The sequence below is a fragment of the Flavobacterium cupreum genome (assembly GCF_003996965.1).
Taxonomy (GTDB): Bacteria; Bacteroidota; Bacteroidia; order Flavobacteriales; family Flavobacteriaceae; genus Flavobacterium; species Flavobacterium cupreum.
The window spans coordinates 277778-303035 of the sequence record NZ_QWDM01000004.1 but is presented as its reverse complement, the minus strand read 5'-3'; the positions used below and the strand labels follow the sequence as shown (position 1 = coordinate 303035).

Genomic DNA, 25258 nt, shown 5'->3' with positions numbered 1-25258 from the left:
AAGCAGATTTTTTATATTGCTGTTTCTAATTTTCTTATATCTGCATTTTAAGCATTTAAAATCCGCTTAATCTGCCAAATTTGCGAGCAAAAAAACTTTTCCCCTTTTGCAGGATTTTTTATTTAATTTTGGTAGACACCTGAATCTAAGTTATGCAAGAAGCAATCGATCATTTAGCTGCTAAAAGCCCAATTTTTCTTCAAATAATAGAAAAATACGGATTACCACAAATCCCAAAACGTCCACAGGGTTTTGAAACTTTGGTACTGCTAATACTCGAGCAGCAGGTTTCGATTGATTCTGCGAAAGCCACATTCTTAAAAATAAAAGCATACACAACTTGTAATCCCGAAACAATGTCGGTTTTGCCGGACGAAGAATTTAGAAGTCTTGGCGTAAGCCGTCAGAAGACAAAATATATTAAAATTTTAGCAGATGCTGTTTTAAGTAACGAGCTCGATATTGAAAGCTTGGCCACAAAGTCAGCAAAACAGGTCAGGGAAGAACTCATTAAACTAAAAGGAATAGGCAATTGGACGATTGATATCTACCTGATGTTTTGTCTGCAGGAACCCGATTTGATTCCCCTTGGGGATATTGCAGTCATCAATACTATCAAAGAATTGCTGGATATTCATGACAAACAGGAAATGGAAATTCATGCACAGCAATGGAGTCCGTATCGCTCTTATGCAACCTATTTGCTATGGCATTATTACTTAAATAAGCGAAATCGGAAAATTACCTATTAAATGATTGTTTTTTAAAACGTAAAGCAGACATTTAACCGGTTTTTTTATTGTAAAAAAGGATTCTTTAGTTACTTTTGCAACCGAAATTAAAGATATAATAAAAAAGAAAAATGACCGCAGACAAACTAACAACTTTCGATGTATTAATCGAAATACCAAGAGGAAGCAGAAATAAATACGAGTACGATTTTGAAATTAAAAGAATGCGTTTTGACAGAATGTTATTCTCTTCAATGATGTACCCGGCTGATTACGGATTTATTCCTGAAACTTTAGCTCTTGACGGTGATCCTCTTGATGTATTGGTTTTAATAAACGAACCAACTTTTCCAGGATGTGTTATAGAAGTAAAACCAATTGGTGTTTTCCATATGGCAGATGACAAAGGACCAGACGAAAAAATTATCTGTGTACCGGTTTCAGATCCAATCTGGAATTCATTAAATGATCTTTCAGATATAAACGCCCACTTATTGAAAGAAATCGAGCATTTCTTCCAGGTTTACAAAGATCTTGAAAACAAACAAGTAGATGTTGAAGGCTGGGGAGATGTAAACGAAGCATTTGCAATTATTGCCGAGTGTACGAAGCGTTTTAACGATATCGAAAACAAACCAGAGGGATTATTTAGTATTAAATAATTTTAAGCCTCTTATTTTATAAAAAAAGCAATACTCCGTCAGGAGTATTGCTTTTTTGTTTAAATTCGTTTTGTTAGTTTGTTGACTATTAACCAAAAACCATTAATATATTATGAATGCATTTATGATTTATTTGCCAATCGTTATGGCAATTTTAGGATTACTCTTCATGGGAATAAAAAGGAGTTGGGTTTTAAAACAAGATGCCGGCGATGGCAAAATGAAAGAGATTTCAGATCACATTTACGAAGGTGCACTTGCCTTTTTAAAAGCAGAATACCGATTGCTGACTTTTTTCGTAATCGTGGCCAGTTTAGTTTTGGCAGGAATTTCATTTATTGTTCCCACCACACATATATTAATAGTAGTAGCGTTTATTTTTGGCGCTTTTTTTTCGGCTTTAGCAGGAAATATGGGAATGAAAATTGCCACAAAAACAAACGTCAGAACAACACAGGCAGCCCGTACCAGTTTACCGCAGGCCCTAAAAGTTTCTTTTGGAGGCGGTACCGTAATGGGACTTGGCGTTGCTGGTTTAGCAGTTTTAGGACTGACAGGTTTCTTTATTGTTTTCTTTCAGATATTCATGAATGGCGTCTGGACTTCCTCTGAAGATATGACAAAAGTGTTAGAGACATTGGCAGGATTTTCACTTGGCGCTGAATCTATAGCGCTGTTTGCCAGAGTTGGTGGTGGAATTTATACAAAGGCTGCCGATGTAGGTGCCGATTTAGTAGGTAAGGTCGAAGCCGGAATTCCCGAAGACGATCCCCGTAACCCGGCAACAATCGCAGATAACGTAGGAGATAATGTAGGAGATGTCGCAGGTATGGGAGCCGATTTGTTTGGTTCGTATGTCGCAACAGTTTTAGCGGCTATGGTTTTAGGAAACTATGTCATCAAAGATATGGGCGGAAATATCCAGGATGCTTTTGGAGGAATTGGTCCAATTTTATTGCCAATGGCGATTGCCGGTTTCGGAATTTTATTTTCAATTATCGGAACTACATTGGTAAAAATATCAGATGACAATGCCAAAGAAGCACAAGTACAAAAAGCGTTAAATATAGGAAACTGGGTTTCGATTGTCTTAACGGCAATTGCCTGTTTCTTTTTGGTCAGCTATATGTTACCTGAAGTAATGACAATGGAATTCTTCGGAGAAGGAGCACAGCAGATTTCTTCCATGCGTGTTTTCTATGCCACTTTAGTTGGTCTGGTAGTGGGTGGAGCCATTTCATCCGTTACGGAATATTATACAGGTTTGGGTACAAAACCGGTAATGGCTATTGTTCAGAAATCATCAACAGGAGCAGGTACGAATGTTATTGCAGGTTTAGCGACGGGAATGATTTCAACTTTTCCAACCGTATTGTTATTCGCAGCAGCCATCTGGATTTCTTACGCTTTAGCAGGTTTCTATGGCGTGGCTTTGGCAGCTTCGGCCATGATGGCAACTACGGCCATGCAATTGGCAATTGATGCTTTCGGGCCAATTTCAGATAATGCCGGAGGAATCGCAGAAATGAGCGAATTGCCAAAAGAAGTTCGTACCAGAACCGATATTCTGGATTCTGTAGGAAATACAACAGCAGCGACCGGAAAAGGTTTTGCGATTGCTTCTGCAGCCTTAACTTCGCTGGCTTTATTTGCCGCGTATGTAACCTTTACGGGAATTGACGGGATCAATATCTTTAAAGCACCTGTTTTAGCGATGTTATTTGTCGGTGGAATGATTCCTGTAGTGTTCTCTGCTTTGGCTATGAATTCTGTTGGAAAAGCAGCTATGGACATGGTGTACGAAGTTCGTCGTCAGTTTAAGGAAATCCCCGGAATTATGGAAGGAACCGGAAAACCGGAATATGGAAAATGTGTTGAAATTTCGACAAAAGCAGCTTTACGCGAAATGATGCTGCCGGGAATTTTGACTATTGGTTTCCCAATTGCCATTGTGCTGTTAGGAAAATTGGTTTACGCAGACAATAATCAGCTAATCGCTGAAATGTTAGGTGGATATATGGCTGGTGTTACCGTTTCGGGTGTACTTTGGGCTGTTTTCCAAAACAATGCCGGAGGAGCCTGGGACAATGCTAAAAAATCTTTTGAAGCAGGAGTTCTGATCAATGGCGAAATGACCTACAAAGGTTCCGATGCGCATAAAGCAGCTGTAACGGGTGATACGGTTGGAGATCCGTTTAAAGATACTTCGGGTCCGTCTATGAATATCCTGATTAAATTAACTTGTTTGATTGGTTTGGTAATCGCACCTATTTTAGGGGAAGGTCATTCTGCTCTGGCTATGACTGACAAAGCTTCTTGTTGTGCCAAAACTGAAATGCATGCCGGTGGTGTTTCCAAATGTGGAGATTTGTCCGGAATGACCAAAGAAGAATGCATTAAAATGTGCAAAGAAAAAGGCTGTACCGCTGAAGAAACAGCAAAATGCCTGGCGCATTACGATGCAAACGGTAAATATGTACACCAAAAAACAGATTGTTTTGATACAACAAAATATGAAAAAAACCGTCTGGAAGTAAATCTCTCTACCGTTAACGGCGTTACTGTGGGAACTGTGACCAAAACGGAGAACGGTAAAACAACAACGGAGGTTTATGAAGGTACTGAAGCTGAAGTAAAAGCAAAAATTGAAGCAGCGAAATAAAATTGCTGCTAATTATCCATAAAAAAATGCCTCTAAGTTTTTAGAGGCATTTTTTATTGATTTTGATTGGGTTCCGGAATCGGATAATTAATTTCCTCATATTTTTCGATTAGAGTTATTAATTCTTCTAATTCCCTGAATTCATTAGTCTCAGGTTTAGCCTCGAAAAGAGCATTCACTCTTTCTAATGCCAGATCATAATCTTTTTCTGTTTTAATGGCGTTGATCTTCATTTTATCAATTTTTAAAATTAGGAAACTATTTTGCCTGTGTAAAAATAGGAAATTAATTACATTTTAAAAACATTTGTCAAATTAAAACAGGTTAGCAAATGTTCTTAAAATAAAAATGCCTCTAATTATCTTTAGAGGCATTCTTTATATCGTATAAAAATCCGTGTTTCTAAAACAATCCGTTTAGTTCAGCATCAATTCTGTTGATGATGTTCCCTAAGTCTTCCGGATTGTCCACAAAATTGATATTGTCTACGTCAATTATCAATAATTTTCCTTTGGTATACGTCTGAATCCAGGCTTCGTATCTTTCGTTCAGGCGGCTCAGGTACTCGATTGAAATAGAGTTTTCATACTCACGACCGCGTTTGTGAATCTGACCTACAAGATTTGGAATAGAACTTCTTAAGTAAATTAATAAGTCCGGAGCTTTTACCAAAGATTCCATTAATTCGAACAAAGAAGTGTAATTTTCGAAATCACGGCTTGTCATTAATCCCATCGAATATAAGTTGGGCGCAAAAATATGGGCGTCCTCGTAAATGGTTCTGTCCTGAACAATTTTTTTTCCGCTTTCACGAATCTGCAGTACCTGACGGAAACGGCTGTTCAGGAAATAAATCTGTAAATTAAAGGACCAGCGTTCCATCTGATGATAGAAATCATCAAGATAGGGGTTGTCAACCACATCTTCATAATGAGGCTCCCACCTAAAATGCTTGGCTAATAATTTAGTTAAAGTTGTTTTTCCTGCCCCTATATTTCCTGCTATTGCTATGTGCATTACGGTGTTACGATTTTATAATTTGTGATTTCTTTAGCTGTAAAAATAGATAAAATTTGGTCTTTGTAACAGAATTTATCAAAGGTTTTTTCTAAAATTTCTATTTCAGAAATTGTGTTCGAATTTGTATCAGAAATGTCTTTAAAAAACAAAAAACCACCCTTGCTGAAAATGTACTGGTGCGTATTCATAATTTCTATTTTATCAAAATCCGGTACTTTTCCTAACGCAGTTGTTTTTCCAAAAATGTCGCACGAGAACCAGTTGTTTTTCTTGTCGATCCAGTAAAAAGTATTAAAATCGGTTTGGTAATACTTAATGGTTTCCGTTAGGGGAGTGGATACTGTTTTATATTCATTTTTGAGATAATCGAAAAGCCCAATCTGCTGGTTTAGGGAATTGTAAACCCAAAGCTGATTTTGTGTCGACATACCAATAAACGTAACTACGATTGGGATATTGTTTTGGGAAAAATTAATCTCCGTAATTTTATTCAATTGATTGTCGAGTAGGACAACGCTGTTGAAATCCTCATAAAACAATACAATTTTAAGCGGGTTTTGCAAATCGACTTTCGTGATGTTTCCAAGTGAAACACTTTTATATTCAAAAGTTTCATTTCCTTTTACTTTTCGAAAAACATTATTTTTGATGAGGTAGCAATATCCAAAGGAGTCATACCCTGAAAATTCATCTGCATCTGTGTTAAAACGGGAAATAGCATCAGGTTTTGATTTTTGATTTTGTGCCAAAATAACCGGGGAGCAACAGCCAATAAAAAGAATAAATAAAAAATGGCGCAACGTTCTGCTCATGATGGTTGGGTTTGTGAACAGCCAAATTACAAAAACTATCACAGAAACCGGTAAAGCAGACCGTATTTTGACTTTAAACCTTTATGATTTCCAATAGTCTGATTAATAGTTCATTCTGTCGATAGCCTTAAGGTGTTTATATATTTAATTTTCACCTTTTTAAAATTAATGATACATTTGAATGTAACTTTATAAGATTGCCTAACTTTATAAAAAAACCAATGAAAAATATATACTACTGTTTGTTTTTGATGTTCGCTTTTACCCAATTGCACGCACAGAAGGATTTTCAGGGAATGGCTGTTTACGAGTCAAAAACCCAGGCTCCTAAAATTGAAGGAATGAGAGGAGGCAACCGGGATATTACACCTGAGATGCAGAAAAGCATCGAAGAGCGAATGAAAAAAATGCTCGAGAAAACCTTTATCCTGAACTTTGACAAATCGGCTTCTGTTTATAAAGAAGAAGAAAAACTGGAAACTCCGGGACAACAGGGTGGCGGAATGCGTGTCATGTTCAACTCTTTCATGGGTGGCGGCGGAACTTTCTATAAAGATGTAAAAACAAAATCCTATACAGTTGATAAAGAATTTATGGGAAAGGAATTTCTCGTAACAGATTCTTTGCCAAAACTAAACTGGAAACTGGAACCTGAAACCAAACAAATTGGCGGGTATACCTGTTATAGAGCAACGGCTGTAAAAGAAGCCAGCAAAACGGATTTTAGAAATTTCAGGCCTAAAAATAAAGACGACAAAAAACCTGAAGAAAAAAAGGATGATCCGAAAAAGACTTCCGGAGAAACGAAAACCAATTTTGAAGATAATTTCGAAATGCCAAAAGAAATTATAGTGACAGCCTGGTATTCGCCGGAAATCCCGGTAAATCAGGGCCCTGAAAATTATTGGGGATTGCCTGGTTTAATTCTGGAAGTAAACGATGGAAGAACCACCATTTTATGTTCTAAAATTGTTTTGAACGCTAAAGAGAAAGCAACCATAAAAGCATCTACAAAAGGGAAAGTGGTTTCACAAAAGGAATACGATGAAACGGTAATGAAAAAAATGGAGGAATTCAGAGAGATGAACCGCGGAGGCTCGTCCGGACCTGCAATCATGAGAGGAAGATAAAAAATATCTTTCCCGTAAATTACTTATTCTAATTTTATCTTCATGAACAAAATACTTTGTTTCTGCGCCTTTTTATTTAGCTGTATTTCATTTTCTCAAAGCGTCCGTTTTGAAGGTTTTATTCAGGACGAACAGAAAAATCCGTTGGAAATGGCCAATATTATGGCTGTAAATTCCGCCACAAAAGCAATGGATTCCTATGGGATTACCAATGATAAAGGTAAGTTTCAGTTAACCCTGAAACCTAATAGTTCTTATGTCATTAAGGTGAGTTACCTCGGAATGAAATCAAAGGAAATTACAATTGCTACACAAACCGCAAACATAGCGCAGAATATCGTAATGGATGGCTCCGGAATTGAACTGGATGATGTTGAAATTGTACGCGAAATGCCTGTTTCGATAAAAGGCGATACCATTGTGTATAATGCCGATTCGTTTAAATCCGGAACCGAAAAGAAACTCGAAGATATTCTTAAAAAACTGCCCGGTGTTGAGGTAAATGCCGACGGAGAAATAGAAGTAGAGGGCAAAAAAGTCTCGAAATTAATGGTGGAAGGCAAAGATTTTTTTGACGGAGACACCAAATTGGGCGTCAAAAATATTCCGGCAGATGCCATCGACAAAGTTCAGGTTTTGCGAAATTATAACGAAGTCGGCGCTTTGAAAGGGCTCGAAAACGATCAGGATAATGTCGCTATGAACATTAAACTGAAAGAAGGGAAAAAGAACTTCTGGTTTGGAGACATGACAGCCGGAACCGGAGTCGGCGAACTGGACAGCCGGTATATTATAAATCCCAAGTTATTTTATTACAGTCCGAAATACAGCATTAACCTAATCACCAATTTTAATAATATCGGGGAACTGCCACTTACAGCCCAGGATTATTTTAAGTTCAGCGGAGGGTTTAAGAACATGATGAAAAAAGGCGGCAGTAATTTTAATGTATCATCAAACGATTTGGGGATTTCGATTTTACGAAACAATCGCGCGAAGGAAATTGAAACAAAATTTGGTGCAACTAATTTCTCCTATTCGCCAACGAAAGAATGGAATTTAAGCGGTTTCGGAATTCTTTCTACTTCAAAAACAGATTTGGAAACCAAATCACAGACTACGATTTTAGATTCCGGAGATCAGCAGAGACGTGACGAAATTACAAGTCAAAAGAATAATTTAGGTCTTTTTAAATTAAGCTCGACTTATAAACCAAGCGATAAATTTCAGTTTGATTATGATATTTTAACCAAATTGACAAAACAGGAAGAATACTCAGATTTGTTTAGAGAGCAGATTGTGCAGGATGTTGCGACTTCAGAAAATATTTTTACAACAAAAAAACAAAATCCGACCTCTGTCAATCAGAACTTGAGTTTGTATTATACACAAAGCGATAAAAATATTTTTGCTTTTGAAATGCAGCATTTGTATCAGGACGAAAATCCGTTTTATAATGCCAATTTGCAAACCCTTCCTTTTGCTTTGTCAGGGTATGTTACAGATCCAGCACAATCCAGAAATGATTATAACCAAAATCGCTTTGTAAAAACCAATAAACTCGATGCAAAATTGGATTACTATTATATGGTAACACCCAAAAGCAACTTCAATATTACTTTAGGAAATACATATTCGTATCAAAATTTCAATTCTCATATCTTTCAAATGCTGGATGATGGCACCAGAAATGATTTGAATAATCCTGAAAATAATAATGGTGTAGATTACAGTTTTAAAGATGCTTTTATGGGATTCCACTATAAAATTTTGACTGGGAAATTTACTTTAACACCAGGATTTAGTGTACATTCTTATTCGATGAAAAATGTGCAGTCAGGAACAGATTATTCGCAGAATTTCACCAAAATATTACCGGATTTCTTTGCTCTGTATCAAATCAAAAAATCAGAAACACTGACTTATAATTTCTCTTTGAATAATGATTTTACAGATATTAATCAGTTAGCTGCTGGTTACGTTTTGTCAGATTACAGCAGTTTGTTTCGAGGAAATCGTTATTTAGAAAATGCAACCTCACAAGTACATTCGCTTCGCTATTTTAAATACAATATGTTCAATTTTGAGAACATTTTTGCCAACGCAACTTATACAAGAAAGGTAGATGCTATTAAGACAGAGGCTAAGTTTGATGGGATTAACCAGTCTTCAGTTCCATACAATTCTAACTTAGCAGATGAAACTTTTTCAGGTATGGGGGCGTACGGTCGATCATTTTTAAAAAATTATAAGGCATCAGCAAGTGCAAGTCTTAACTGGTCAAAATTTAATAACATTCAAAATGATGAATTAAGAACAACAGAAAGTTTTGTACAAAGTTATACGGTTCAGGCATCAACAAACTATAAAAAACTGCCGAATATTGAATTGGGTTACAATCTTTTGATTAACAAATACAGCGGTGCGACTTTTTATACCGATAAGCCTTTTGCGCGATTGGATTATTACTTTTTAGAAAGTTTTGCATTTGTTTCCGAGTACGAATTTTATCATTACTACAATTCAGGCAAAACAGTGGACAATGAATACGATTTTTTAAGTGCCAGTTTAATTTACCAGAAAAAAGACAGCAAGTGGGAATATAAAATTGCGGCGACAAATCTGCTAAATACAAGGTATCTTAACGATGACAACTTTTCCCAGTTTTCTACAAGAGTGTCACAATACACCGTTCAGCCACGCTACATCATCTTTTCGATGAAATACAACTTATAGTATTTTGATTACTAAAAATTAAATATTTGTTGGTCTATTTGTAATAAGAATAAAATATCTTTGTGTTTAGTATTAACAACCAAAAAAGCTAAGCATGCGCAATTTTATATGGAGTTTCTCCGCGTTTTTTTGTTTACTATCGGTTTCTTTTTCTCAGACAAAAAGTATTGAAAAAGGAACTTATATCTCAACAAACAAAGGGCAAAAAATCAAATTAAATTTACTGGATGACGGGAAATACGAATTGGTATTTTATTCCGGCGATTACAATATTAAAGGAGATTCATTATTGTTTTCTCAAAATAGAAAAACAGATGACACTTTCAGTTTAACTTTCGCAAGTGATAAAAAAGCGAAAAAAATTAAAATTAAATTCTTAGATCCTTCTTATAATCCATTTTACATCGGAACCCAAAAAGGATCTGAAGCAGTTCAGTATCAAAAACTGTCAGATATAAAAACCAAGGAAGATCCCGATTGGAAAAATATAGATGTAGCATTCGAAATTGACAAAGCTGATTACCTGTATTTGGTTTTGGAAGGATATGAAACGGAAAAAACAAAACTGTATAAATACGCTTTGCCAAAAGATGTTTCGGAAATAACTATTAAATACGAGCTGGATGTTTTAGGGGATTTAAAGATTTCAGGCCTATACGATCAGAAAACAAAAAACCTCAAAATTTTTGGTCCCGGAGGAAAAGATCCGATTCTTTTTTTGAACGATAAAGAAACCCAGCCCGAAACGACTCCCGGCGTTATTGCGATTGAAAAGCAAAACATTACAAACTGGACTTATCCGGGGAAAGATGTTGCGGGTACTGACGATTACGACGTAGCGGTGGATAGCACGGTAGTTACTGTTGACAGTGCTTATGCTTCTCCTAAAATTAATTTTAAATTTAAAATTGAAAACAGCTTAAAAGAAGCCATTGCTGCAACTAAAAAGACAAACACAAAATTTCTGGTAGTGTATACAGACAGTAAAAATCCAGCTGCAAAAGCTGATTTTGATGCTTTTGTAAAAGAGCAGGAAGAACAGGTGGGCTACAATATGTATGACGTTTATGATCCGCAGTACGATATCTTTAATTATTATCTGGCGACTGCAGACGATAAAAAATGGCTGAAGGCCAACAAAATTAATGACAACCCGGGTGTCATTATTTTAAATGGGGACGGAGATGTTCTGACGAGTGCGAAATCGACTTTAAATGATCAAAAATCCAAATTCAATTACTATGATGATTTTTGTAAAAAAGTACAGCGTGTCAATGCTTTCAGTGCTTTTAATAAAATAGTAAAAAATAAAAAAACTACAGATACAGAGCTAATTGCCACTTTTAACAGGGCGGCGGTACTCGAATTGCCGTACGATTATGAAGCGGATTATGATGTAGCTGTTGTTGCAGAAAACAATGCAGCCGATTTTAAACTTCCAAAAGTGGCCTTAGATAAAAAAGAGGTGATGCAGACCTGGAAAAAATTAATAGAAGCCCATCAAAAAGATACCAAACCCAATATGCTTTTGGTAGAAACCATTTTGAGAGAAATTAAAAATCAGGGTTTTTCTAAACAGTTTTTCAAAGAAGACCGGGTTTTGAATGATACGGACTTTCTTTCTATAGATTATTTAATCAAACATTACGATGCTATCGAAAAAGCGAAAACAGAAGCTGTTGATCCGGCTGTACCGGCTATGACCGTTACGAACTTAAGCGCTGATATTTCATCTGCTTTACAAATAAACAGTTATGTTTCGCAGGAAGGTGTTGAAGGAACTGCCAATCAGAATAAGATAATTTCGACCTACAAAAAATTAATTGCAATCGGAAAAGGCGGGTTTGAATGTTATAAAAATTATTTTGCCTACCTGAGCCAGGACACTGAGGAAAGTGCCGATAATACGACTTTCTTAAAAGAATTCAGTACATACTTTAATACTTATTTAGCTCCTGAGAAAGGAAATGTAATCGAGACCTTAGATCAGTTGTTTGCGACAATCGATGCCAATTCCGAGTATTCCTATAACGGATGGAGTTCATTTAAAGACTATCATTCTAATCTGGCAAATACGGCAGCCTGGTCTGTGGTAGAGAAACCTGCAAATGCAGCTTTTATTAAATCAGCAATTGTATGGTCGGAATACAGCCTGGCTGTGACGAAAAACAATCCGTATTATTTAGATACGCTGGCGCAGCTGTATTACAAAGACGGACAAAAAGAGAAAGCAATCGAATTACAGAAAAAAGCATTGCAATATTCCGCTACCGTTTATGAACCGGATACATTAAACGACATGAAAGAAGTACTGGAAAAAATGCAAAACGGAACGTACTAAAAACAAAACCGATTAAAAATTAGAAAGCCTTTGAACTATTCAAAGGCTTTTTTTAGGTCCTATATTTTGCGGTTTGTGTATACGGAGTTATTTTTTGGCTTTAAATTAGTAAGTTTGAAAGAGTAAATGAAAACGTATGAAAAACAAAATGATCTTAGGTTTGATGATCTGTGGAGGAATTGCTTTCTCCCAAACCATCAAAAAACCTTTAATTACGGCAATTACTGAAAAAGACCTTAGGACCGATATGTACCAGATGGCTGGTGACCACTTCAATGGCCGTGAAGCCGGAACACTCGATGAATTAAAAGTATCGATGTGGCTGGCCAATAAAGCCAAAGAGGCCGGAATGGCTCCGGCAGGTGATGACGGGACCTATTTTCAGTTTTTTGACATGTACAGGCATCAGGTCACGCCAAACACGAAATTTAAAATTGGGCAAAAAGAATTTAAATTGTGGAAAGAAGTCCTGGTAGCAGAAACCACAAATACCAAAGTTGAGGCACCATTAGTATATTTAGGAGCAGCAACAAAAGAAGATATTGAAAAAGCAGACCTTAAAGGAAAAGCCGTTATTCTGTTAGCTTCGAAAGAAGGAATTGCAGATGATATTTCGCTTTTTGACAGGCGTTATCCGGGCCTTGTACGAACTAAATATTATGATGTATTGGTTAAAAAAGGAGCCGCAGCCGTCGTTTTTGTAGCCGATGAATTAGCAGAACAAAGTTGGTCACAGGTAGAACCGCAAATGACAAGAGGCGTTTACGGAATTGAAGGTTTCCGTGATAAAATTGGCGCTGCCATGCCTGTTTTCTGGGTACATGGCGATCAGCTGGAATACCTGAAAAGTACCAAAGACCTTTTATCAGCAGAAGTAATTTCGGAAACGTATAAATATCCTTCGGTAAATGTTGTAGGGAAAATAGAAGGGACAGATCCTAAACTGAAAAACGAATACGTTCTTTTTAGTGGACATCAGGATCACGACGGGATACGACAAAAATACGGTCAGGATTCCATTTACAACGGAGCCGACGATAATGCCAGTACTTGTGTGGCGATGCTTGCGATTGCAAGAGCGTATAAAAAACAACCGGGAAAAAGAACCGCCTTATTTGTATTTCACGGTTCTGAAGAGCGTGGTTTGTTAGGATCCAGATGGTACGCCGCACATGCAACCGTTCCCGAGAAAGACATTGTTGCGGTATTAAACGGAGATATGATTGGAAGAAACAACGTCAATCAGGCCGCTTTATTAGGATCCAGTTCGCCACATGAAAATTCCTCAGACTTAGTGGCGATTGCCAAAAAAGCCAACGACGAAGGCCCAAAATTTGATCTCGATAAACTTTGGGACAGACCGGAGCATCCGGAATATTTTTACTTCCGTTCCGACCATTTGCCCTATGCGCGCAGGGGAATTCCGTCTGTGTTTTTTACAAGTGTGCTGCACAGCCAGTACCACACCCCAATGGATGAATCGGAGAATATCGATTACGTAAAACTGCATAAAATGACCGAGTGGATGTACCGCACAGGCTGGATTTTATCGAACGATGCTGCTCGTCCTAAAACATTGCCGAATGTGAAACTGGAAAGATAAAGTCGCTTTCAATTCATAAAATAAAAGCCCGATTTCTAAATTTTAGAAATCGGGCTTTTTTATATTTAAGAGTAAAGATTGTAAAAAAATCCAACAATCTAAAAATCTAAGACATTCTAAAAATCTAAGACAGTCTAAGAATCTATGACAGCCTTATTTATTCTGACTTATTAGCCCTTTTACTCCTTTAGAGTTGTTATTTTTAATTTCGCTTTATTCATTTAAATCAGAGTAACTTCGAATAACTTCCTGGACACTTTTAGAAAAGAAATCAATAGTTGGAAAGTTTGCTGAAGGATTGCGTTTCCTTAAGACTTGTGCTGCCATTTCTGCCGAAATAAATTTTCTGGGAATGTATTTCAAATCATAAGGATTATTTTTAAAAACAGCATCTGCAATGGCCTGAGTGTATTTTTTTTCAGGAATATCGTCACCAGAAATTTCGCTAAATTTTTTCGAAAGTTCGTTTAGTATTAATTTTTCATCCCAGAATATTTCCCAACAATCCTCTTTTAATGTTGGGCGATCGAAATGTTCCCTAAAATTCACACCATGTTTATGGGCTAATGGAGCAAATATATCAGGATCAATCTTTTGTTTAGCATGATTAAATACAAGTTCATCAATGTAGTTACCAGGAAGAGTATCGATAGCCATAGGATTAATATCGATAGCTTTGCATATCATTTCGGGACGGTAATATTTAGATGGAATATCATAGTTTCTATCATGAGAGTAGGCCACTGCTGTAAGGTACATTTGTTCGTTACGATAGCAGTCCGGAACATAACGTATAGCATATTGATGAAATTGAACCGCTTTAAGACATAAATCATAATTTAATAAACGTTGTGGTAATTCGTTCAAATTGCCGGTAGCAGAGACCGCCCAATTACACAATTCATGATCCCATAATTTTTCCGGAATGTTTTGAGGGTTGCAAAACGTGCCTTTTGATTTTAATAAAAGTTCTTTGGTGATGCAATTTTTGGGGATATAACGAAGGTTATGAATACCCTGTTCCAACAAAGCTTCGATAAGCTCGGTAGTTGTAAGTAGATCTTTTGGGAAATATTTGGCATTTGCAACATAGTTTTGAGAGGGAGTGCCTTTTATTATCTTAAGACAAATATCCAGAGTTCTAAACTCTTCAGGCACTTCTTTAAGTTGGCCATAACCTCCTTCTTCTAAAAAATGTGCCCAATAGTCGGCATCTTTAATAATCTCTCCTATTTCAATCTCCTCATCCAGCCAGTCTACCTTAATAGCTGTCTGGTAAAAAAAATCGGTGTTACGGTGTGTTTGATAATTTGCTTCTAAAGTTTTGTCTGCTTTTTTAGCCAATTCATGGTATTTGTGTTCATTTTGTGCATCTCCAAAATGATGGTATACCAGGCCCATGAGCCAATTAGAAGAGCCTTCTTGGTCATATTCTAATTTCAATGCAATATCCAGATCAGCTTTTGCTTTATCCCAATCTTCGTTCAGGATATAAGCTTCTGCACGTACACGATAAGATAAGTCCAGCGTAGCATATTCATTTTTGTCTATAGAAAAATCAGCCCATTTTAGGGCTTCGTCTAATTGGCCGAGACGTACTCTTGCAAAAGCACTAAAAACGGGAGCATTATTATCGAAAATTTTAAATTCTTCCGGAAAGAGATTGGCTGCTTTGTCAAAATAAGGGATGGCTTGCTCATAAGCTCCAAGATTATAAAGTAGCATTCCTGCGTTATACCACGCAGTATAGTAGGCTGGCGATAATTTTAATTGTTGTTTGCGTATCGCAAAAGCTTCTTTGTAGCGATCTAAGCGTTCATATTCTTCGGCTTGTTTTTCAAGAAGTAAGGAATTAGGATCAAGGCCCTCTATGAATATGCTTTCGCCTTTTTGCAGGGTTTTATATAGGATCTTAAAATCCCATATAATAGCATCATGGCCTGGGTTATCAATTGTATATAATAATTCAGGTTTTAGGGCAAAAATTTCATCATGCCAGTAAAAGCAAAAGTTTTTTAAAGCCATCTCTTCATAATCGTCTTCGTCACACAAGATAAAAACAATGGCGTCACGATTTAATGTAATATTAGATAAATCATAAAACCACGAAAAGATATAGGGGGTTTCAATTTTTAATTTAGAAGTGCTCCTTAATGCTTCATCATCATCGGATAAAAAAAAAACATAATAACGGGCGATGATTTTTCCTTTCACTCTTAAAGATTCAGCATTAGTCAGGGAGTCGCAATAAAAGTTACCACTCACCCATAAATTATTGCAACCGGTATAAAAATGTCCTTCAAGGGTAAAATTGCCTTTTACTGCAATGTTAAAATGATAGTTCTCTTTTTCTAAGGCTTTAAGCTGACTTTCAGAAAGAGTGATATCCCCTTCAAAATACAGCATATCAGGATATTCTGTATCATCTTCATCTTCTTCATCTTCATCGCCATAAAGATAATATCGGGATTCTGGCGGAAGTTTGCCTATTTTTTTTTCTATCTCACTTGCAGAGAGAATTTGGTGCGGAGGTAACTCTATTTCGCTCATTTTACATCAGTTACTTTGATTATTTCTTCTGCGAATATAATTCTATAGTACAGGAGAATTTGTAACGTTGAAATAAGCGGCACAACGCTGAAATAATTGGTGTAGTGGTGAGATAATTGGTCGTTGGCAGTGAGGCTAAAAGGATATTGTTTATAAGATTCTAACCTTCTTTCTAGGCAAAATAAAAGCCCGATTTCTAAATTTTAGAAATCGGGCTTTTTTATATTTAAGAGTAAAGATTGTCAAAAAATCTAAGTCAGTCTAAGAATCTAAGACAGTCTAAAAATCTAAATTTACAATCCAAATTCAGCTTTTACTTTATCTACGAAATCAAGTTTTTCCCAGGTAAACAACTCAACAGTAACTGTTTTTACATGTCCTCCCGGAGCAGAAAAAGTTTTCGTTACCACTTCCGGCGTACGTCCCATGTGTCCGTAAGCAGCCGTTTCGCTGTAAATAGGGTTTCTTAATTTCAAACGCTGTTCGATGAAGTAAGGACGCATATCAAAGATAGCTTCTACTTTTTTAGCGATTTCACCGTTGGTTAAGTTTACTTTAGAAGTTCCGTAAGTATCAATAAAGATACCCATTGGCTCAGCAACACCAATAGCGTAAGAAACCTGTACTAAGATTTCGTCAGCAACACCGGCAGCTACTAAGTTTTTAGCGATATGACGTGTAGCATAAGCCGCACTTCTGTCTACTTTACTCGGATCTTTTCCGGAGAAAGCACCACCACCGTGAGCACCTTTTCCACCGTAAGTATCCACGATAATTTTTCTTCCTGTCAAACCAGTATCTCCGTGAGGTCCTCCGATTACGAATTTTCCTGTTGGGTTAATGTGATATTGAATTTTATCATTGAATAAATGAGCGTGAGCCGGGTTTTTAGCAATGATTCTTGGAATCAAAATCTCGATAATGTCTTTTTTGATTTTAGCCAGCATAGTAGCTTCTTCCTCGAAATCGTCGTGTTGAGTCGAAATTACGATCGCATCAATACGGGTTGGCTTATTGTCATCACTATATTCTAAAGTAACCTGCGATTTTGCATCAGGACGCAAATACGTGATTTCTTTGTTTTCGCGTCTTAAGATCGCTAATTCCTGTAATAGTTTATGAGATAAATCAAGTGCCAGTGGCATGTAGTTTTCGGTTTCGTTAGTGGCGTAACCAAACATCATTCCCTGATCTCCTGCACCCTGCTCTTCTGGTTTGGCTCTGTCAACACCCTGATTAATATCGGCAGACTGTTCGTGAATAGCCGAAAGAATTCCACAAGAATTCGCTTCAAACATGTATTCACTTTTAGTGTAACCGATTTTACGGATTACCTCACGAGCAATTTGCTGAACATCCAGATAGGTATTTGATTTTACTTCACCGGCCAAAATTACCTGACCCGTTGTAACTAAAGTTTCGCATGCTACTTTTGAGTTAGCATCAAATGCCAGAAAGTTGTCGATTAATGCATCCGAAATTTGATCTGCAACTTTGTCTGGATGCCCTTCACTAACAGATTCTGACGTAAATAAATAAGCCATAATAATTTATTAAATTAAAATTAAGCGAGGTAAAAAAATTGCTAAAAAAGGCTAAAGGAGAATGTCTGCTTTAGCATTTTTTACTACCGAAACAAAAACGTTTCAGTATTCATAACGAACCATTTCATTATGAAGAGGTTGCAATCAGTTCAAATTTTTCCTCTGTATTCGCGTGCAAAGGTATAAAACCATTTTGATTTGCAAATTAAACTGATGTTTTTTTTATTTTAATACAGATAAATTTAACATAACATACTACTTTGATAGGGTAATAGAAATATTTTTAGAATTTTCTTTGGCAGTTCCAAAAAAAGTTCTCAAATTTGCCGGAAGAAAATGTAAGAAAAAATGAAATCAATCTCTAAGAATATGTCTTGTATGATGCCGGAAACTTCCGCAGAGAGACTATTGTAGATTATTTTTAAACTATATATAAAGAACCTCTGCCAAGCTGCAGAGGTTTTTTTTTTGCCCGAAATTGTAAGAAAGAAATAAGTAAAACTAATTATAAACCAGAATAATAACATCCAGTTAAATAAAATGAAAAATAAATTAATAGTGCTTTTTGGCTTAGCGACATTATCCGGATTGTATGCGCAGGACAATAAAACAGAAAAGGATACTTTACAAAACAACGAATTGTCTGAAGTGACCATCGTAGGTTCCAGAAGTAAAAACAGGGTAAAAACAGATGTGCCTGTTCCTGTTGATGTCTTTAATATTTCAGAAATAACCAAAGGCGCTCCGCAAACCAGTGTCACACAAATCTTAAATTATGTAGCACCGTCTTTTACCAGTAATCCGACGTCTACTGCAGACGGGACAGACCACGTAGATCCGGCACAACTAAGAGGTTTGGGACCCGATCAGGTTTTAATTCTGGTCAACGGAAAAAGAAGACACACCAGTGCTCTCGTAAACATAAACGGATCTCCGGGAAGAGGTTCTGTAGGTACCGATTTAAACGCGATCCCGTCTTATGCGATTGAGCGAATTGAAGTTTTAAGAGACGGAGCTGCCGCGCAATATGGTTCTGATGCTATTGCCGGAGTCATTAACATTGTACTGAAAAAGAATGCCAAATATGTTTCAGGCGATATCCAGTACGGAGCGAATTTATCCTCCGGTTCGAATAATTTTGAAGGCGGAAGTGACGGGCAATCGCTGCAGTTAGATTTAAACTACGGCACCTCTTTGGGCAAAGCAGGAAGTTACCTGAATTTTACGGGAAGCGCTGTTACCAGACAGTCCACAAGCCGCGCCGGAATCAGGAATAATGCTATTTTTAATGCCTACAATGCGGTAGAAAACAGGGCGGCTCAAAATGGAGTGCAGGTCAATTCTTTGTTCACCAATATTAACACAACACCCAATTCAGCTCAGATTATAAGCACTTTACAGCAATACGCGCCACAGGTGAGTTACTTTACACCTGCACAGCAGACCGCTATTGCTTCCGCATCTACAATTGCCCAGATTCAGACTGCCTTGAACTTTGATGTTACGAATAACGAACTCAATTACAGAGGTCAGCAGAGAAGCGATTATAATATGAGCGTTGGTCAGTCAGAACTGGCTACGGGACAATTGTATTATAATGCGAAATATCCTTTAACAGCGCTGACATCACTGTATTCTTTTGGGGGCGTTTCATACAGAAACGGAAAATCGTATGCTTTCAACAGGCTTCCAAATGGTTCGGGAACTTTCACGCAAGTGTATTCCAATGGATTTTTACCGGAAATAGAATCAGACATTTTAGATGCTTCCGCCGCAGTAGGAGTGACCACGCAGTTGTTCGGATTTGATACCGATATTAGTTCAAATCTTGGAACCAACTCTTTTAAATATGGTGTCAACAACACGATCAATGCCACTTTGGGAACCGCATCACCCACTAGTTTTGATGCCGGTAAGGTTTCGTTTTTACAGAGTACCACCAACCTGGATTTCACAAAGAAATTAGATGTTTTAGAAGGTCTGAACGTTGCCTTTGGCGGGGAATTCAGATATGAAAATTACCAGATCAAAACCGGAGAACAAGCTTCTTACGGATTGTATGATGTAAACGGGAATTTTGTTCCCGGTACATTACCAACAACTTCACCGTTAATTGTGACCGATTTTTTCGGAAACAAACGTGGAGCGGGAGCGCAGGGATTTTCAGGTTTTCAGCCTGCAGATGCTAAAGAAAAAGACAGAAAAAGCGTCGCAGCTTATGTCGATTTAGAACTCAACCCCACAGAAAACTGGCTTTTAAACGGAGCAGCTCGCTTTGAGAACTATTCGGATTTTGGAAATACGGTGATTTTTAAACTGGCTTCCCTTTTAAAATTAAATGACTTTATCAATTGGAGAGTTTCCGGACAGACCGGATTCAGGGCACCGTCGTTGCAGCAAAAATATTTCGAAGCCAGTTCTACTCAGTTTATTAACGGATCGCCTTATCAGGTCGGGTATTTTACAAATGACTCCGATGCGGCAAAAAGTATTGGCGTAGAAAATTTGAAACCCGAAAAATCTAAAAGTATAAGTACAGGATTTACATTCAAAATTCCGGATGCCAATATTACGATTGCTACAGATGCCTATTTTACAAGAATCGATGACAGGATTGTTTTAACGGGACAATATTCAAGACCGACAGATGCGCAAATTGGCGGGGCAACATCACCGGAACAGGCAGAAGCTTTAACCTTATTCCAGGAAGCATTTGATTTGAAAGGAGTAGAAAGAGCCTCTTTCTGGACCAACGGAATCAACTCGGAGACAAAAGGAGTAGATGTGGTGATTTCCCAGAAATACGATGTGATTCAGGATTTCACCATCAGAAATGATTTTGCCATCAGTTATAATGAAACGAAAAGAGTAGGGAATTTAAATGTGCCGCAATCTATTCTTGAGGCTGGCGGAGAACCGTTTAAATATTCCTTTTTTCCGGAATCGAGCAGGGTTTATTTAGAAGAAGCCATTCCGAAACTGAAAGCTAATTTGACAACGACTTTCAATATCAAAAAACTGGATATTTATTTACGAAACAGTTATTTTGGAAAAGTAACCGATCCCGGAGCAACAGATGTAAACCTAGACGGGTTTTCGTCCGTGTATGAACATCCGAAATACAGTGCCAAAATTGTAACCGATTTATCTTTCGGATATCAGATCAGTGAAAAATTCAGGGTAACGCTTGGGGTTAATAATATAGGTGATGTTTATCCGGACCGAAATAATCCGTCTACTCCGGCCTTTACAAACACCACTCCGACATTGTCACCCGCTCCAAGCACAGATTTAACAAATGCCAATCAGTTTGCGTACTCCAGAGCGGTTTCCCAATTCGGATTAAACGGAAGATTTGGTTTTGCACGTCTGAGTTTTAAATTTTAAGCAAAAAAAAACTCTTTCCCGTCAAAATGGTACAAAGCCTGATCTGAAAGGGGTTTACAAAGGATTTCAGAAGAATTTTCAATGCTGAATTCTTTTTTAAATGTTAAATTATACATTTCTGTTTGGTGGTTAGGAAATAGTTATTATATTTACTCTATCAAATTAATAGAATTAAAAATAACTGTTTTTAAATTAATACCATTTATAAAATGAAAACAATTGCAGACAAAAGAATGATATGTTGTATGATGCGTAAATGCGCCCCGATCTGCTGTTGCCAAAAGTGAAAGATAAATCTTTGTTATAGTTAAAACTATAAACCCTTTTGGTCAGCCAGCCAAAAGGGTTTTTTTATTTCAACATTTAAAAAAAATATATACTCATGAAAACAACCAATAGAAATTCAGCAACAATACAGTGATTATCGGATACCGATTCACAAAATATCAATTCAGTAAAAGATACACAAACAGTAAAAACGCCACGCCGTGAAGAGTCTTTAAGAAACCAGAAGGCAGTACTGTTTCAAATTTATGAACTGGGAGGAAAATCTTCGAATTAAAATAAACCAATCACAAGTCAACATACGATTTAACAATATAAAAAAATACGAAATCATGAGCACACAAAAATTTGCAACAAACGCACTGCACGCAGGACATGATGTTACTAAAAATGGCGGAACCAGAGCAGTTCCTATCTATCAGACATCCTCTTATGTATTTAATAATTCGGACCATGCAGCCAATTTATTTGGTCTAGCCGAAGCCGGATTTATCTACACCCGGTTAAACAATCCGACAAATGATATTTTAGAACAACGACTGGCAGCGCTTGAAGGCGGAATTGCAGCGGTTGTGACTGCTTCCGGAGCCTCAGCAATTGCAACCACTTTCCTGACTTTGCTAAAAGCAGGCGATCATATTGTAGCGTCAAATAGCTTGTATGGCGGAACCTATAACTTATTAAAAGTGACTTTGCCGAGATTGGGAATCACAACAACATTTGTTGATCCGTCCGATGCCAAAAACTTCACCAAAGCGGCAAAAGAAAATACCAGGGCTTTCTTTGTAGAATCCTTAGGGAATCCAAAATTGGATGTATTGGATCTGAAAGCGATTTCGGCAGAAGCCAAAGCCTTCAAAGTGCCCTTTATTGTAGACAATACCGTGGCGACTCCTTATTTGCTGAAACCAATCGAATACGGGGCAAATATCGTCATTCACTCGCTGACCAAATATATTTCAGGAAACGGAACCTCATTAGGCGGTGTTATTATTGATGCCGGAACTTTTGACTGGTCTAACGGAAAATTCCCTGAATTCACAGAGCCTTCTGCGGGATATCACGGGCTGGTGTACCATGAAGCGTTAGGAAATGCGGCTTTCATTGCAAAAGCAAGAATAGAAGGTTTACGTGATTTTGGTTCGGCTTTGAGCCCGTTTAATGCCTTTCAGATCATTCAGGGATTAGAAACATTGCCCATCCGCATTAAGAAACACAGCGAAAACGCCCTGGCTCTGGCCGAATGGCTGGAGCAACAGGACGAAGTGGTCTGGGTAAACTATCCGGGTCTGAAATCCGGTAAATATTTTGATCTGGCCCAGGAATATCTTCCCGAAGGACAAAGCGGAATTATTACATTCGGATTAAAAGGAGGTTTCGATGCTGCTAAAAAAGTAGTGGACGAAACAAAATTATTCTCTCTTTTGGCGAACATCGGTGATACCAAATCACTGATTATTCATCCGGCAAGCACTACACATCAGCAATTGACAGATGCGGAACAATTAGAGACGGGAGTTTCTAAAGATTTGGTTCGTCTTTCTGTCGGAATCGAAGATATCGAGGATTTAATTGCCGATCTGCAAACTGTTTTTGCAAGCGTTACGCAATCGCAATACAGTGTTAAAAATTAGGTTTTTTTGTTTTTTGTTTGAAAAATTGCCTTTAGCAATGTGAGTTTTGCTAGAGGTGATTTTTTATAAAAAACGTTCATCATAAAGGTTTGGAAAATAAAATTTGAACCATAAAAAGTATGATAAGTTCATTTAAAATGGGGCTTGCTTTACTTCACGGAACGTATCATTTGTATGTGGTTACTTAACCTGAAAATGGTTTTTAAAAATTAAAATTATGTCAAAGCTTAGAATAAATATCATCCTCTTCGGAATCGGTAATATCGGAAGCACTTTAATTAATCAGATTATCGAAAGTCAGGAGTTTTTTCTTGAGAACAAAAACATTGATTTTCATTTTCCGATCATCACGAATTCAACCGTTGCTTTTTTCGAGAAAGAAGGCGTGGGATATGCCTGGGAAACCAATTTTGTTCAACTGGCAGTGCCGTTCAGGGTAGAAGATATTGTTGAATTTGCCAAAGAAAATGAATTCGAAAATTTAATTGCAGTTGATGCTACGGCGAGTGATGAACTGATCAGTCATTACAATACCTTAATTCAGAACGGGTTTAATATCGTTGCGGTAAATAAAAAAGCCAATACCTTACCCATTGGACTTTATAAGGAAATAAGGGAGAATCTTAAAAAGTACGATAAGGAGTTTTTATATGAAACTTCGGTCGATACCGGATTTCCGGTTTTACAGACTTTGAGGGATTTGTATAATTCAGGGGAAAAAATCACTAAAATAAGAGGCGTTTTCTCAGATAATCTCAGTTATGTTTTCAATCGCTTTTCATCGGATGAAACTGCGTTTTCTGCGGTCTTGAAAGACGCGAGTCTTTTAGGTTTCATGCGTTCTACTTTCAGGGAAGATCTATCAGGAAATGATACGGCGCGAAAATTACTGATCCTGACAAGGGAAATTGGGAAAGATTTTGAGCTTTCGGACATAAAAATCACTTCATTACTAAAAGAAGAGCACCTGGAGAAAAACGGCACACTCAATAGGGATGCCATTGACAGGTCGTTCAAGATTGCCAAAATCACCCAGGCCGATAATCATGTGCTCCGATATGTAGGTGAATTTGATGTTCAGAAAAACACACTGGAAGTAAAGTTAGTTTCAGAACCTGCAACATCGGCAATTGGACAATTGAAAGGATCGGATACGATTTTTGAAATTTTTACGCAGTCGTACGCAGATGTCCCGATTGTAATCAAAAGTGCGTCAGCTTGTAAGCAGGCAATCTCCCGCGGAATTATCACGGATATTTTGAAAGTAGCCGAGAAAATTAAAAATAAAGAAGCTGTCTGGCTGTAAGATGCTACTGATCAGTAAATAAAGTTGAAAAATGTTCTTTGATAAACTGATTTGAGAAGAAAAATTAGAAAGAGAAAAAGGATTTAATTGTAAGTTTTAACTTGTTTATAGTGAAAATTGTTTTTGTAAGATGATTTTTAACGTTAAAAGAATGTTTTTTAACGATTTTTGTAATTAAATTCTTCATTATTATTTGTGTATTTAAAATAATATTTGCATATTTGTTAAACCCAAAAGCTACTAAATCAAATGAATTTAAATGTCTACAAAATGTTTTGTGCCATTTCGGTTAAAACCGTTGGGATGCTTATTGCTTAAGATTGTAAAAACAATAAAAATATAGCAAAGCCTCCCAAAATTTTTGAGAGGCTTTTTAAATTTATACAAATGCAGAAATTTTTTAAAATAAATAATTCACAGATGAATAAGTCCCTACAGATGAACAAGATGTTTAACGTCGCACGTATTTGTGCATGCGTCTGTTGATACTAAAAGAATATATGAGTTGTAAAAAACTTTTAACCCTTTTGGTATTTTGATCCAAAAGGGTTTTTTTATTCCTTTTGGTCCGGGTAACAATTAAATAAACAAATAATAAAAATAAAATACGATAACTTACTTAAACTTAAATATTATGAGCACATTCAACTTCCTTACAAAGAAATTTTCTGCATTGAAAAGCCTTAGAGCAAAAAGAAACAATCCGCCACCGCCGGTAAATGAATTGGCTCATCCAAGCTTTGGAATTACGGAAACAGATAAAAACGCAGAAAAAAAAGCACCAAATTCATTATTGTTTTTGATGTATTCTAAAGAAAATGAAACACTCTTCATTTAAATCGAAAAGTAGCAGCA

16 protein-coding genes are annotated in these 25258 nt (G+C 36.9%); 11 read left to right on the top strand and 5 right to left on the bottom strand.

Translation table 11 applies throughout. The features are described from left to right. Positions 1–152 precede the first annotated feature (152 nt). The 3 genes from D0817_RS07950 to D0817_RS07940 all read left to right on the top strand — a co-directional run bounded on the left by D0817_RS07950 (position 153) and on the right by D0817_RS07940 (position 4055). The gene (locus tag D0817_RS07950; protein WP_127337860.1) at positions 153–752 is read left to right on the top strand and encodes a DNA-3-methyladenine glycosylase family protein; all 600 of its coding nucleotides are present in this window, start codon (positions 153–155) and stop codon (positions 750–752) included. A 110-nt stretch (positions 753–862) separates the two neighbouring features. Next, positions 863–1393 (top strand): inorganic diphosphatase, encoded by a 531-nt coding sequence (locus tag D0817_RS07945; RefSeq protein WP_127337859.1) that lies wholly within the window; start codon positions 863–865, stop codon positions 1391–1393. A gap of 112 nt (positions 1394–1505) precedes the next feature. Next, positions 1506–4055, top strand: a complete 2550-nt coding sequence (locus tag D0817_RS07940) for a sodium-translocating pyrophosphatase (RefSeq protein ID WP_127337858.1) — start codon at positions 1506–1508, stop codon at positions 4053–4055. 53 nt (positions 4056–4108) lie between these two features. On the opposite strand, the gene D0817_RS07935 is transcribed toward D0817_RS07940, so the two are convergent. From D0817_RS07935 to D0817_RS07925, 3 genes are all read right to left on the bottom strand, one after another. Continuing rightward, positions 4109–4288, bottom strand: a complete 180-nt coding sequence (locus tag D0817_RS07935) for a transcriptional regulator (RefSeq protein WP_127337857.1) — start codon at positions 4286–4288, stop codon at positions 4109–4111. Between the two features lie 169 nt (positions 4289–4457). Beyond that, positions 4458–5072 (bottom strand): deoxynucleoside kinase, encoded by a 615-nt coding sequence (locus tag D0817_RS07930; protein ID WP_127337856.1) that lies wholly within the window; start codon positions 5070–5072, stop codon positions 4458–4460. Beyond that, positions 5072–5887, bottom strand: a complete 816-nt coding sequence (locus tag D0817_RS07925) for a hypothetical protein (RefSeq protein ID WP_127337855.1) — start codon at positions 5885–5887, stop codon at positions 5072–5074. The genes D0817_RS07930 and D0817_RS07925 overlap by 1 nt, the downstream gene beginning before the upstream one ends. Positions 5888–6108: 221 nt before the next feature. Here D0817_RS07925 and D0817_RS07920 point away from each other — a divergent pair, with 221 nt between their 5' ends. The 4 genes from D0817_RS07920 to D0817_RS07905 all read left to right on the top strand — a co-directional run bounded on the left by D0817_RS07920 (position 6109) and on the right by D0817_RS07905 (position 13697). Next, positions 6109–7017, top strand: a complete 909-nt coding sequence (locus D0817_RS07920; RefSeq protein WP_127337854.1) for a GLPGLI family protein — start codon at positions 6109–6111, stop codon at positions 7015–7017. A 42-nt stretch (positions 7018–7059) separates the two neighbouring features. Beyond that, a complete protein-coding gene (locus D0817_RS07915) occupies positions 7060–9753 on the top strand; it encodes a carboxypeptidase-like regulatory domain-containing protein (RefSeq protein ID WP_127337853.1) in 2694 nt (897 codons plus the stop codon). Between the two features lie 94 nt (positions 9754–9847). Continuing rightward, positions 9848–12094: a hypothetical protein gene (locus D0817_RS07910; RefSeq protein ID WP_127337852.1), complete on the top strand. Its 2247-nt coding sequence runs from the start codon at positions 9848–9850 to the stop codon at positions 12092–12094. Between the two features lie 136 nt (positions 12095–12230). After that, positions 12231–13697, top strand: a complete 1467-nt coding sequence (locus D0817_RS07905) for a M28 family peptidase (RefSeq protein WP_127337851.1) — start codon at positions 12231–12233, stop codon at positions 13695–13697. A 213-nt stretch (positions 13698–13910) separates the two neighbouring features. On the opposite strand, the gene D0817_RS07900 is transcribed toward D0817_RS07905, so the two are convergent. Continuing rightward, positions 13911–16247, bottom strand: a complete 2337-nt coding sequence (locus D0817_RS07900; protein WP_127337850.1) for a tetratricopeptide repeat protein — start codon at positions 16245–16247, stop codon at positions 13911–13913. 293 nt (positions 16248–16540) lie between these two features. Then, positions 16541–17791: a methionine adenosyltransferase gene (metK, locus tag D0817_RS07895; protein WP_127337849.1), complete on the bottom strand. Its 1251-nt coding sequence runs from the start codon at positions 17789–17791 to the stop codon at positions 16541–16543. 540 nt (positions 17792–18331) lie between these two features. On the opposite strand from metK, the gene D0817_RS07890 reads away from it, so the two are divergent. The 4 genes from D0817_RS07890 (at position 18332) to D0817_RS07875 (ending at position 25241) form a co-directional block, all read left to right on the top strand. Beyond that, positions 18332–21178 carry a TonB-dependent receptor plug domain-containing protein gene (locus D0817_RS07890; RefSeq protein WP_127337848.1) on the top strand — a complete coding sequence of 949 codons (2847 nt, stop codon included), beginning with the start codon at positions 18332–18334 and terminating at the stop codon, positions 21176–21178. A gap of 617 nt (positions 21179–21795) precedes the next feature. Continuing rightward, entirely contained in the window at positions 21796–23097 is a 1302-nt protein-coding gene (locus D0817_RS07885; RefSeq protein ID WP_127337847.1) for an O-acetylhomoserine aminocarboxypropyltransferase/cysteine synthase family protein, read from the top strand. A gap of 217 nt (positions 23098–23314) precedes the next feature. Then, positions 23315–24403, top strand: a complete 1089-nt coding sequence (locus D0817_RS07880) for a homoserine dehydrogenase family protein (RefSeq protein WP_127337846.1) — start codon at positions 23315–23317, stop codon at positions 24401–24403. 634 nt (positions 24404–25037) lie between these two features. Then, complete coding sequence (locus D0817_RS07875) at positions 25038–25241, top strand: hypothetical protein (protein WP_127337845.1); 204 nt, start codon at positions 25038–25040, stop codon at positions 25239–25241. Positions 25242–25258 lie beyond the last annotated feature (17 nt).

Coding starts and splice junctions, on each gene's coding strand:
- D0817_RS07875 (WP_127337845.1), top strand. CDS start 25,038: ATGAGCACATTCAACTTCCTTACAAAGAAATTTTCTGCATTGAAAAGC.
- D0817_RS07935 (WP_127337857.1), bottom strand. CDS start 4,288: ATGAAGATCAACGCCATTAAAACAGAAAAAGATTATGATCTGGCATTA.
- D0817_RS07905 (WP_127337851.1), top strand. CDS start 12,231: ATGAAAAACAAAATGATCTTAGGTTTGATGATCTGTGGAGGAATTGCT.
- D0817_RS07940 (WP_127337858.1), top strand. CDS start 1,506: ATGAATGCATTTATGATTTATTTGCCAATCGTTATGGCAATTTTAGGA.
- D0817_RS07920 (WP_127337854.1), top strand. CDS start 6,109: ATGAAAAATATATACTACTGTTTGTTTTTGATGTTCGCTTTTACCCAA.
- D0817_RS07880 (WP_127337846.1), top strand. CDS start 23,315: ATGTCAAAGCTTAGAATAAATATCATCCTCTTCGGAATCGGTAATATC.
- D0817_RS07950 (WP_127337860.1), top strand. CDS start 153: ATGCAAGAAGCAATCGATCATTTAGCTGCTAAAAGCCCAATTTTTCTT.
- D0817_RS07890 (WP_127337848.1), top strand. CDS start 18,332: ATGAAAAATAAATTAATAGTGCTTTTTGGCTTAGCGACATTATCCGGA.
- D0817_RS07900 (WP_127337850.1), bottom strand. CDS start 16,247: ATGAGCGAAATAGAGTTACCTCCGCACCAAATTCTCTCTGCAAGTGAG.
- D0817_RS07930 (WP_127337856.1), bottom strand. CDS start 5,072: ATGCACATAGCAATAGCAGGAAATATAGGGGCAGGAAAAACAACTTTA.
- D0817_RS07910 (WP_127337852.1), top strand. CDS start 9,848: ATGCGCAATTTTATATGGAGTTTCTCCGCGTTTTTTTGTTTACTATCG.
- D0817_RS07945 (WP_127337859.1), top strand. CDS start 863: ATGACCGCAGACAAACTAACAACTTTCGATGTATTAATCGAAATACCA.
- D0817_RS07915 (WP_127337853.1), top strand. CDS start 7,060: ATGAACAAAATACTTTGTTTCTGCGCCTTTTTATTTAGCTGTATTTCA.
- D0817_RS07885 (WP_127337847.1), top strand. CDS start 21,796: ATGAGCACACAAAAATTTGCAACAAACGCACTGCACGCAGGACATGAT.
- D0817_RS07925 (WP_127337855.1), bottom strand. CDS start 5,887: ATGAGCAGAACGTTGCGCCATTTTTTATTTATTCTTTTTATTGGCTGT.
- metK (WP_127337849.1), bottom strand. CDS start 17,791: ATGGCTTATTTATTTACGTCAGAATCTGTTAGTGAAGGGCATCCAGAC.